Source organism: Bacillus sp. LLTC93 (assembly GCF_002993125.1).
GTDB lineage: Bacteria > Bacillota > Bacilli > Bacillales > Bacillaceae > Bacillus > Bacillus zhangzhouensis.
Genome location: NZ_PVME01000002.1, coordinates 498,925 through 510,884, shown reverse-complemented (window position 1 = coordinate 510,884; position 11,960 = coordinate 498,925). Strand labels below are relative to the sequence as shown.

10 protein-coding genes are annotated in these 11,960 nt (G+C 43.3%); all 10 read left to right on the top strand.

What is annotated here, in order from left to right; translation table 11 throughout:
* The first annotated feature begins 9 nt into the window (after positions 1–9).
* The 10 genes from C6W18_RS07845 (at position 10) to tuaF (ending at position 11,957) form a co-directional block, all read left to right on the top strand.
* On the top strand, positions 10–1,500 hold the full coding sequence (locus C6W18_RS07845) for an N-acetylmuramoyl-L-alanine amidase (protein WP_034318555.1): 1,491 nt from the start codon (positions 10–12) through the stop codon (positions 1,498–1,500).
* Positions 1,501–1,627: 127 nt separating this feature from the next.
* Entirely contained in the window at positions 1,628–3,124 is a 1,497-nt protein-coding gene (locus C6W18_RS07840; protein WP_105927082.1) for an N-acetylmuramoyl-L-alanine amidase, read from the top strand.
* A 139-nt stretch (positions 3,125–3,263) separates the two neighbouring features.
* A complete protein-coding gene (locus C6W18_RS07835; RefSeq protein WP_034318558.1) occupies positions 3,264–3,839 on the top strand; it encodes a hypothetical protein in 576 nt (191 codons plus the stop codon).
* A gap of 199 nt (positions 3,840–4,038) precedes the next feature.
* A complete protein-coding gene (locus C6W18_RS07830; RefSeq protein WP_034318560.1) occupies positions 4,039–4,698 on the top strand; it encodes a sugar transferase in 660 nt (219 codons plus the stop codon).
* A gap of 18 nt (positions 4,699–4,716) precedes the next feature.
* Entirely contained in the window at positions 4,717–6,168 is a 1,452-nt protein-coding gene (gene tuaB / locus C6W18_RS07825; protein WP_105927080.1) for a teichuronic acid biosynthesis protein TuaB, read from the top strand.
* The gene (tuaC, locus tag C6W18_RS07820) at positions 6,165–7,349 is read left to right on the top strand and encodes a teichuronic acid biosynthesis protein TuaC (protein WP_105927078.1); all 1,185 of its coding nucleotides are present in this window, start codon (positions 6,165–6,167) and stop codon (positions 7,347–7,349) included. Before tuaB ends, tuaC begins: the two co-directional genes overlap by 4 nt.
* 79 nt (positions 7,350–7,428) lie before the next feature.
* The gene (gene tuaD, locus C6W18_RS07815) at positions 7,429–8,766 is read left to right on the top strand and encodes a UDP-glucose 6-dehydrogenase TuaD (protein WP_034318565.1); all 1,338 of its coding nucleotides are present in this window, start codon (positions 7,429–7,431) and stop codon (positions 8,764–8,766) included.
* 14 nt (positions 8,767–8,780) lie between these two features.
* A complete protein-coding gene (locus C6W18_RS07810) occupies positions 8,781–9,710 on the top strand; it encodes an NAD-dependent epimerase/dehydratase family protein (protein WP_105927076.1) in 930 nt (309 codons plus the stop codon).
* A 39-nt stretch (positions 9,711–9,749) separates the two neighbouring features.
* Entirely contained in the window at positions 9,750–11,207 is a 1,458-nt protein-coding gene (gene tuaE, locus C6W18_RS07805; protein WP_105927074.1) for a teichuronic acid biosynthesis protein TuaE, read from the top strand.
* A gap of 72 nt (positions 11,208–11,279) precedes the next feature.
* On the top strand, positions 11,280–11,957 hold the full coding sequence (tuaF, locus tag C6W18_RS07800; RefSeq protein WP_105927072.1) for a teichuronic acid biosynthesis protein TuaF: 678 nt from the start codon (positions 11,280–11,282) through the stop codon (positions 11,955–11,957).
* Positions 11,958–11,960 lie beyond the last annotated feature (3 nt).

The window sequence follows — 11,960 nt, the reverse complement described above, 5'->3', positions numbered from 1 at the left end:
ACTCAGAAGATGCGCTCAATCATGAAAACAGCCATCCTCAGCCTCATCGCCATTTTCGTTATCGTTCCAACAGCTTCGGCAGATAATTCAGTCTCACGAATTGACGGTGGGAGCCGGTATGCTGTAGCGGCAAACGTAGCGAAAAAAGGATGGGGAACTGCAAGTACAGTCGTTTTAGTAGGAAAAACTGCGTATGCAGATGCAACGGCAGGGATTCCACTCGCACATCAAAAAAATGGACCAGTTCTTTACACAAACAGTACAAGTCTTTCGGGCGATACGAAAAAAGCTTTAACGGCATTAAAGACAAAGACGGTCATTGTCTTAGGCAGCACATCAAGTGTGTCAAACAACGTGGTCAACCAAGTAAAGAAAATGGGCATTTCCACACAACGTATTTCTGGGAAAAACCGATATGAACTATCTGCGAATATCGCGAAAAAAATGAAAACGCCAGCAGGTGTCGTTGTCGTTGAAGGTTCCTTCTATGCGCATGGGATTGCGATTGCACCTGTAGCGGCACAAAAAGGATTCCCAATTCTATACACAGATAAAAAGGGACTTCGTTCTGAAATCGCTTCTGTTGCAAAAGCAAGCAATGTCAAACAAACCATTGTAGTAGGCGGAGAGAATTACGTCACAAAAGCAGCTTACAATCAGTTGAAATCTCCAACGCGCATCAAAGGCTCTACTCGTTATGATGTCGCTGCGAATATTGTGAAGAAATACAATATGAGTATAAATAACACGTATGTATCAAGAGGATTTGGCTATGCCACTTCATCATCTGCGGCAGGAATTGCGGCGAAGCAAAACAAAGCATTGCTTCTAACGAATGAAAAGACGGTACCAAAAGTAACAAGAGCGACGATTAGCAGTAAAAAAATCACCAAATTTACTGTCGTAGGCAGTACAAATACGGTGACACCAACTGTCGTGAATCAATTGAAAAACCCTGTCATCGGGAAAAAAGTATTCATTGACCCAGGTCATGGCGCTCATGATTCAGGAGCTGTAGGCTACGGATTATATGAAAAGAACTTGAATTTAGATGTAGCAAAGCGTTTAAATACGAAATTAAACAACGCTGGTGCACTTGTTACCATGTCAAGAACATCAGACACATTTGATAGTCTTCAAACACGAGTGAGCAAAGGCGCGAATGCAACAGCAGATATCTTCATTAGTGTCCATGCCAACTCAAATGATAACAGCAGTGCAAACGGAACAGAAACGTATTATGACAAAACATATGCGGCTGCAAACAGCCTGAAGCTGGCGCAAAACATCCAGCCTAAAATGGTCAGTGCTCTAGGCACAAGAGACCGTGGTGTGAAAACAGCTGGCTTCTATGTCATTAAGTACTCTAAGATGCCAAGTGTTCTCTTAGAAACTGGTTTCGTTTCCAGTCCAGTTGATTCAAATATTTTGAAATCTGCCACGTATAAAGATCGATTAGCATCGGGTATTTCAAGCGGCGTGTCAGGCTATTTTAGATAAGAACACATACATGAGGGGTGCCTAAGAAACTCCTCTAGGCTGCTCGAGAACGTCTCTCGGCAGCCTTTTTTCAAAAGTCCATGAAGTGCTTCCAGGGTGAAGGGTTCAAACCAAGGAGGTTGACTTCATGCGTTTTTCTATCAAATGTCTTGTACTTATTGGTATTTCACTATGTTTGTATGCACCATCTGTATTTGCGCAGCACACAGTATCGAGGATTGAAGGAAATAATCGGTATGAGGTGGCAGTGAATGCCGCGAAAAGGGGCTGGCCTGAAGCATCTATTGTTGTTCTAGTGGGCGGTGATGCTTATGCAGATGCCCTGAGTGCTGTGCCTTATGCCTTTGAGCAAGGTGCACCTGTCCTATTAACGAATACTGGCAGTCTTTCAGGTGCAACAAAGTCAGGTCTACAGCAGTTGAAAACGAAACGGGTCATCATTCTTGGCGGGACCGCGAGTATATCTGAAAAAGTCGTGACGCAGCTAAAAGCGATGAATCTAGCAGTATCACGTATTCAAGGAAAGAATCGCTATGAATTGGCTGCAAATGTTGCAAAGCAAATGAAGAGTGCTGGTGCAGCCGTGGTTGTGAATGGTTCTGCTTATGCAGATGCTGTGGCGATTGCTCCGTACGCTGCAAAACAAGGCTATCCCATTTTATTAACAGATGCTAAAGGACTGCGGCAGGAAACAGCCCATCTATTAAAAAGCAAAGCGATCAAGCGAACCATTGTGATCGGCGGAGAAGCAAGCGTCAGTAAAACAGCCTATCAACAGCTTCCGTCACCAGTAAGAATCAGCGGAGCCAATCGGTATGAGGTGGCTGCCCGTATTGCGAAAACATATCCAATGAAGACAAGCCAAACGTATATGAGTAATGGCTATGCCTATGCAGATGCCGCAGCTGCGGCAAGTATAGCAGCCAAACAGGGACAAATGCTTCTACTCACAGACGCTCAAACGGTACCAGGTGCCATCAAAAGCATCATTGGGACAAAAAAGTTGGCAACATTTTCTGTCGTAGGCGGAACATCAACCATTCGTACCAATGTCATCACGCAGCTGAAAAATGCGGTGTTAGGCGAAACGATTTTTATTGATCCAGGTCATGGTGCGCAGGATGCAGGAGCGGTAGGGAATGGTCTGCTTGAAAAAAACGTCAATTTAGAAGTGGCGTTAAAGCTGCAAACGAGGCTCAATCAAGCGGGTGCTCTCACTGTCATGTCTAGAACATCTGATACATTCGATTCCTTGCAAACACGTGTAAGCAAAGGGGCAAAGGCCAGTGCTGATGTGTTCATCAGTATCCACGCCAATGCAAATGATCACAGCGGTGCGAATGGAACAGAGACGTATTATGATGCGACGTATGCTGCAGTCAATAGTTTAAAGCTGGCACAAAAGGTTCAGCCTCGGATGGTTAGTGCCCTTGGTACAAGAGATCGTGGTGTGAAAACAGCGGGGTTCTACGTTATCAAGTATTCCAAAATGCCAAGCATATTGCTAGAAACAGGCTTTGTGACAAGTCCAATTGATGCAAATATCTTAAAATCAACCACTGTAAAGGATCGGCTAGCTTCTGGTATCACTACTGGTGTATCTAATTACTTTGAATCAAAATAAACCGAATGAATGACATGTCAAGTTAAAAATACATTTCATTTCGGGTGATCTTTGTTATAATTGAAACATAGAGGGTGGATTTTTTACGTATTTACCTTCAGACGACAGCAAATCGACAAATCATGAAGAGGTGACAATATTGAAAAAATTAATCACAATGCCGTTTTTAGTATTGCTTCTAGGTGTAGTGCTCACAGCATGCGGCACAACAAATCAATCAAACGACAACAATACCGATAACAGCAACAAAAAAGAAACAACTGAAGCGACTGATCAAAACAAAGAAAATGCATCAGACGAAAAAACGGAAGATAAGTCTGCAAGTGAAAAAGCAGATGATCAAAGCAAAGAAACAGCTGCTAAAACAGAAGACCAAGCAGGTCAATCAGATGAAGATGCAAAAGAAAGCTCAAGTAAAGAAATCACAAAAGAAGAACCTGCAAAGGATCAATCAAAAGCTGAGTCTAAAACAAAGAAAGAATCAACAACGAATAAGAAAAATGAAGTCACCAAAGAAGGCACATATGTCGGTTTGGCTGATGGACATACAATTGCTGTCAACATTGATGGAAAAGAAGTAGCTATTCAATTCGGAAATACATTTTCTAAACAAGTAAACAGCTTAAAAGAAGAATCAAAAGTGAAAGTAACCTATACAAAAGATGCGAACGGAACACTCAGACTTAAAACAATCGAATCCGTAAAGGCAAAATAAAGAAAAGACCCGTAGACCCGCAGATTTGCGGGTCTTTTTTACGTTTAAAAGGGCATAACTTGATATAAGTGCACATTCTTAACACACTTTTACAAGACTTAACAGCCCATTTACATTTGCTTAATGTTGCTCTGCTAAACTGACTTTCATAGAACATCTCTTTACACAACAACTACTTTGAATGGTGAGGTGCAGGTCAGTGAGCGCAGAGAAAGCGATGAATCTTTATAGAGAATATGAAGTGAGACGAAATCACTCTTTTGCCTTAACAGAACATATGGTTCGTTATTTATTTGCAAAACGTTTCATAGATTTAGTGTTCTCGTTCATCGGATTGATTTTGAGTACGCCAATCATTTTGCTGTTTGCCCTTTTGATTAAGTTAGAAACACCGGGGCCAGCCTTTTATATGCAGGAAAGGGTTGGGAAAGACGGTGTTTACTTTCAATTATGGAAGCTCAGATCGATGAGAACCGATGCAGAGAGCGGAGGAGCGAAATGGGCACAAAAAAACGACCCGCGTATCACCAAAGTGGGGGCATTCATCCGTAAAACAAGAATTGATGAACTACCACAATTTATCAACGTGTTAAAAGGAGAAATGAGTATCGTAGGTCCGCGGCCGGAAAGACCGATGTTTACCGCAGAATTTAATCGCACGATTCCAGGCTTTACAAAAAGGCTGACGGTGAAGCCGGGGCTGACAGGTCTTGCTCAAGTAAATGGAGGATATGAAATGAGTCCAAGTGAAAAGTTATCACACGACTTACAGTATATTCAAAACTTGACATTTTCTCTCGACACGCAGATTATGGTAAAAACGTTAAAAGTCATTATGACTGGTGACGGAGCCAGATAAGTAAAGTAGGGAAGAGAAATGGCAAGTATGAAAAATCGCATGCTAGGCGGGGCAAAATGGACAAGCTTGTCCGCATTAATCATTACCATCATCCAAATTGCACAGTTCGCCTTTTTAGGGAACGTGATGTCACTTAAAGAGTTTGGGCTCGTTGGCATGATCACAACTGTCACAATATTTACGCAGATTTTACTTGATCTAGGCATCGGTGCAGCGATCATTCAAAAGGAACAAACGACGGAACGTCAATTATCTACATTATATTGGATCAACTTGCTCACCGGTCTTATCTTGTTTTGTTTACTTATCCTTGCAAGCCCAATGATTGCCGCCTTTTATGCCCGGCCAGAGCTAGAGGGTCTGCTCAAACTATTATCGATCATGTTTCTCATTGCGCCAATTGGCCAGCAATACCAATATATGATGCAAAAAGACTTAGCTTTTAAAACATTAAGTACCATTGAAGCCATTGCGACCATCATATCGCTGCTCGTTTTACTCGCTTTCGCTTTTTTCATCAATCCGATTGTTGCCTATGTCATCTCTCAAGTGCTGCTGCAATCTGGAAAAGGTCTATTGTATGCAGCAGCTTATTGGAAGAAGTGGCGTCCAGCACCAGTCTTTGCATTAGGGGAAGTGAAAGAATTTTTCTCATTCGGCGCCTTCCAGCTGGCATCCAGGCTGGTCAATCGAGCAGGATCGAACATTGACATGATCTTAATCGGCCGGTTTCTTGGAGCAGAGGCGTTAGGTATTTACAGCTTGGCTTATCAAATTGTGACGATCCCCGTGCTGAAAATTAATCCGATTGTGACGAGAGTGGCTTTCCCTGTTTTCGCAAAAAGTCAGCGTGATCACTCCATGCTGCGCGAGGGCTTCCTAAGTATGACGAATATGCTCGCCTTGATTAGTTTTCCGTTATTAATCGGCCTTGCTGCCGTATCAGATAGCTTTATAGAAGTTGTGTTTGGAGAGAAATGGCTAGTGGCAGTTCCAGTTCTCAATATTTTGTGCATAGTTGGACTACTGCGTGTGCTCATGAACCCAAACGGTTCAATACTCCTTGCAAAGGGGAGAGCGGACTTAGCCTTTTATTGGGATACGGGGATGCTCATCGTATATGGATGTGCGTTATATGCAGGAGTCAGCACAGGTAGTCTGTTGACGGTGGCTTGGATTTACTCAGGTGTCAGCCTGCTGAATTTCATTGTTGGCAGATGGCTCATGGCCTATGTCATTCAGCTTGATATGAAGGTGTATTTAAGATCACTCGGAAAGCCTGCTGTTATGACGCTATTGATGGCCGCCTGTGCGGTCGCTTTCCATCAAGGGATGAAGCTGACGTCAGCGGATATTTCGCTTCAATTACTACTGACTGTTTGTTTAAGTGCTGCTTTGTATGGCCTGCTGCTAGTTAAAATGTATCCACAGATTGCAGGTAAATTATTGAGAAGAGGTCGTTCATCATGAAGGTGCTATGGCTGACAAGTGTATATCCTAGTGAAAAACATCCGAGTGAGGGTGTCTTTCACGAAACACAAGTGCAGGAGCTGATCAAACAAGGAATTGAAGTGACTGTCATTTGTCCCAATCCAGTGAATCCGCCCATCTTGCGGATGCTCAAGACATCCTATCGGCAGAAACGAGATCTTCCCGAACAGGAAGTGCGGTGTGGAGTGACAGTTTACAGGCCGCCCTATACAGCGTTACCTGGGCAGCTGAAATGGGCACAGCCGAGTAAACGAATAGCGGCTTCTGTTCTGCGCGCAATGAAGCATCATCAGCTGTCACCAGATTTTATCCATGCGCACTTTGCCATGCCGTCTGGCGGAGCGGCGGCTGTGATCCAAAAAGAAGCGCATATCCCTTATCTTTTGACCTTACACGGTAGTGATGTGAACGTGTATCCGAGCTATAGCAAAGGGGCTTTCACAGCCTTTGAAACAGCGGTGAAACAGGCATCTGCTGTGCTGACAGTGAGTGAGGAGCTGGCTAAAAAGACAAATGACATGACAAAGGTGGAAGCGCAATTTCTCCCGCTCGGTATTCCGCTCAAGTCATTTTCTAAAACGGATAGAGAGCAAGAAGACATCAGAAAGCAGTTAGGTTTACCGCTTCACGAAAAGCTTGTTGTCTTCGTAGGTCGCTTAGTGAAAGAGAAAGGTTTACTTGAATTAGCTGATGCTGTCAGTGGGATGGATGGGGTGAAAGCGATCTTTGTCGGAAAGGGTCCCCTGGCAAAGGAGCTGACCGAACGGGCTGGGGAATCAATTTTACTCCCAGGGCAGGTGCCAAATGATCAGGTGAAAGACTACTTAATGGCAGCTGATCTGTTTGCACTTCCTTCCTATAGTGAAGGAATGCCGACCGTCGTTCTTGAGGCGCTCGCTTTAAAAGTACCTGTCATTGCGACACGAGCTGGTGGTCTTCCATCATTATTTTCTACCTATCAACACCTGCTCATTGAACCACGTTCAACGAGTCAGCTAAAAGAGGCCATTCACGCCTACCTATATGAAAACAAATGGAATGAGAAAGTGAAGAACGATCTTCATGAAATTGTTCATACAGAATATTCATCAACCAATAATGCGAAGTATCTCATTCAGCAATATGAAAAGGTGCTCAATCAATCAACATCCATCGTTTAAACAGGATGAAATGTGCAAAGAATGATAGATAGATAAACATCTTGAAACGGACAATATGCTTTTACTGAGAGGATGAAACATGTTGAAGAAAATTGCTGTGATTGGAACAGGATATGTCGGTTTAGTATCGGGTACTTGTTTTGCTGATATCGGAAATCGCGTCATCTGCTGTGACATCGATGAATCAAAAATCAACAGCTTAAAAAGTGGTGTCGTTCCCATTTATGAACCGGGTTTAAAGGAATTGATTGAAAAAAATACAGAAGAAGGAAGACTGTGTTTTACAACCAATATTCCTGCCGCGATCCGGGAATCAGAGATTATCTATATTGCCGTAGGGACACCGATGACACCTCAGGGGGAAGCAGATTTAACTTTCGTGAAAGCCGTCGCTCAAACGATCGGTGAACACCTGAATGGCTATAAAGTCATCGTCAATAAAAGCACCGTACCAGTTGGAACTGGCCGCCTTGTTCACGCCATTGTCGAAAAGGCGTCACGCAGTAAATATCCTTTTGACGTCGTATCCAATCCAGAGTTCCTTCGAGAAGGCTCTGCGATTCAAGACACGATGAATATGGAGCGAGCGGTGATTGGCTCAACAAGCACCCATGCATCGACCATCATCAAAAAATTGCATGATCCGTTTCAAACAGAGGTTGTAGAGACCAACTTAGAAAGTGCAGAAATGATTAAGTATGCTGCAAATGCCATGCTCGCCACAAAAATCTCATTCATTAATGACATTGCGAATATTTGCGAGCGGGTTGGCGCTGACGTCGAAAAAGTCAGTGAAGGAGTAGGATTAGACAGCCGAATTGGGCATAAATTTTTAAAAGCAGGCATTGGATTTGGGGGATCGTGTTTCCCAAAAGATACGATGGCTTTACTCAAAATTGCCGAAACAGCTGGCTATCGATTTAAGCTGATCGAATCTGTGATTGAAACGAACAACAACCAAAGAGCCCACCTTGTCAGTAAGCTCATGAGTGTATTCGGTGATATTAAAGGAAAAACCATTTCTGTCTTAGGTCTCGCATTTAAACCGAACACAAATGATATGCGTTCTGCACCGGCTTTAGATATTATCCCGATGCTCAGAGAACTTGGTGCTTTTGTGAAAGCCTATGATCCGATTGCTTCTGTGGAAGCAGAAAGAGAGCTTGGCCCGCAAGCAGTCTTCAGCAACGATCTCTATGAAACAGTGAAAGATACAGATGCTTGTCTCATCCTAACAGAATGGGATGACGTGCAGAAGATGGATAAGGAACAGATCAAGCAGCTGCTTCGTTCACCAATTTTAATTGATGGAAGGAATTTGTTTGATCCAGCAGAAATGAAAGAGAGAGGATTTATTTACCAGTCTATCGGCCGCCCAGGCGTATGGGAAACAGAATTGGTATCGAAGGCACAATAATAGGGGGAGCTTGGATGAAGAAAGTATTGGTTACTGGGGGAAGCGGATTTATTGGGTCACATACGGTAGAGGCTTTATTAGAAAAAGGCTATGAGCCCATCGTTCTTGATAACTTTTCAACTGGATCTCGGGAAAATATTGCACATCTTTCCGTTCAATGCATTGAGGCAGATGTCACAAAGATAGAAACGGTTGATTTGATCAAACAAATGGCACCGGATTATATCATTCACCTTGCAGCACAAGTGAGTGTAGCCGTTTCGGTTCAAAATTTCGTTTATGACGAAGAGGTCAATATTAAAGGATCGCTTCACGTCATGAAAGCAGCGGCTGAAGCTGGGGTGGAAAAAGTGGTGTTTGCCTCTTCAGCTGCTGTCTATGGAGACCCGGTTTATCTGCCAGTGGACACCGCTCACCGGCTACAGCCTGGTTCACCTTATGGCTTAGCGAAGCTCACAGTAGAGCGATACTTAGAATTGTCAAAATCACTCTATGATGTGGACTATTGTATTCTGCGATACAGCAATGTATATGGTCCGCGCCAAGATGCACTTGGCGAAGGCGGGGTTGTCTCTATTTTCTCTGATAAGCTTGCAAAGAATGAAGCGCCTTTTATCTTTGGAGACGGGGAGCAAACAAGAGATTTTATCTATGTAGGGGATCTAGCAGCAGCGAATGTCGCGGCTTTAACAGCCCAATCAAACGTTTGTTTAAATATCTCGTGTGGTGATTCCATCACTGTGAATGAGCTGTTTCAAACGATGAAGCGAGTGACGAGATCACATCTTGAACCGATTTATAAGCCGCAGCGTGCAGGAGATATCGTGCATAGTACATTGGCGAATGAGGAAACGAAACAAGTCTTAGCATGGGAGCCTGTCGTGACTTTACAGGAAGGTTTGGCTCGTACCATTTCCTACTATCAACAGGAAGTAAAGGCTTAATCCCTCAAATCGGATGGATGGCTTAGGAGGAAAATGGGTATGAGTGTGAAACAAACAGCATGGCAAATCATGATCGGATGTATTTTGTTTGCAGCAGGGATAGGGCTTGTACAAATGGCATCCGCGCAGCCCGTTGGGTTAAAGAAGATGGTGGCAATCCCGGTTCTGCTTGTGGTACTCACTGCAGCTCTCGTGTTGATGAAGCTATACATGAATGGTGAGCAAGTATTCATGGCAGCCATCTACCTTTTCATTGCATTGACCTTTCTCAATAACGCTTTCTTTTCTATTAGTGTCGGGTTCTTTAGTCTTTTCCTCTACCGTATCATGCTCATTGCCGTCTTTGCTTTATTGATATGGCGGATGAGAGATAAGGGGACGTACATATTGCAGTGGCAGCAGATTCGTGTAAAAGGCATTCTCGGCTTTTTTGCTGCATGGTTTCTTTATGGGCTCATCTCACTGCTTTGGGCTCATTCGGTTACAGACGGTCTGAAATATATGTCTCTGCTTGCGATGGGAATCGGGTTTGTCTTTCTTGTGGTCATGTACATTCAGCGAATGGATCAGATAGTGACCTTTTATAGTATTTGGCTTGTCATGACCGGATTTGTGATGGGGATCGGGTTCTATAATCACTTTACTTTGAACCATTTACCAAACACATCATTGTATCTTGGGCCAGTGTATAAACAGCACTATCCTACCTCTGTCTTTTATAATCAAAATGACTTTGCGACGTTTTTATCTATTAGCTTTTTCTTATATGTGGCGTGCATGCGTCAAATGAAAAATGGTTATATCAAAGCGTTTGGATTACTAGGCGCAATCTCAGCTCTGTATCTCATTTTGTTAACAGAATCCCGCGCCAGCTTGCTTGGCATATTTGCGGGAGTGGCTATTTATGTGTGGCTGCTGATGCCGCGTTTTCTAAAAAAGTGGTCACTTATCGCTGCAGGCGGACTTGGTGTCATCTGTATCGTCATCTTTTCAGCCAAGATCTTTTCGGTCTTTTATGACTTGTTTCTCGCTTCTCAGGTCGCGCATTCTTTTAGTGAACCACTCCCGTCCAACATCGCTAGGGCGAATTTGATCAAAAATGCATGGCATTTCTTTACGAATTCATACGGCTTCGGGGTCGGAGCAGGTAATGTGTCTTACTACTTAGCCCACTTTTCAATCTTTGATACAGACCAAGTCGTTGAAGTGCACAATTGGCTGCTAGAGGTGATGACGAATTTTGGCTTTGCGGTCATGCTAGGTTACATCTCAGTGTACGCCTATCTCATGTTCACACTGTACAAACAATACCAATGGGCTGACACAAGATCAGCAAAAATGATCATTGAAGGTCTGTTTGCTGCAATGCTGAGCTTTCTCGTCTCAAGTATCAGTCCTAGTTCCGTCTCGAATTTATATTTCCACTGGGTATTTTTGGGGCTGGTGATCGCAGCGGTTAATATCTTGAAAAACAAGCAACGTTTCAAGCCTTGGTAAATCGTGTGTGGTGCTGAGCTTGTATGGCTACACTAGTGAAAAAGCAAATACGTCAATGTTGGGAGAATGAACATGTCTGGTTTCATGTTAAGAATAGGGAAGCGAATCAAAAAGTATATCGTGTGGCTCGTGCTGCTGCCTGTCGTATTAGGCGCTTTTGGTTTCTTTTTTGCCAAAGGATCAATAGAACAGTCCAGTTACACAGCCGCTGTTACCCTCACGCTTGGTAAATATGATGACGGGGTGTATAACAATATGGCAGAAGTGACATCTCTATTAAAAAGCGATGCATTTCTAAATGAAGCACTCACTGATGTAAAGGAAGAAGAAAGGCAGGATGTGAAAAATCGCCTGATCCTTACCAACCAATCTGATACACAATTACAGCTGTCATTCACAGATGCCAATAAGGCTCGAGCTTTGGCTGTAGTGAAGCAGGTGTCAGATACATTTCTAAAGCAAGACAAAGCACTATTTACAAAAAGGCAGCAGGTCATTGAAAGCAGGTTATCCGCTCTTGAAGACGAATCTGTCAGCAATGATTCCAAAGTGGAGAAAGAACGATTCTTATATGAATTGGAGTCTACAAAGCTCGGAATGAAGCAGGCAAAGATTGTAGACCTGGCCCAAGTACTTGATGAAGGCAATAAAGGCATGTCGGCGAAAAAACGGGCACTGCTCGGACTTGTCATTGGCTTTAGCATCTCGCTCATGTTTGTGGTGTTACCTGAAGTGTTCAAAGAATCTTAATGA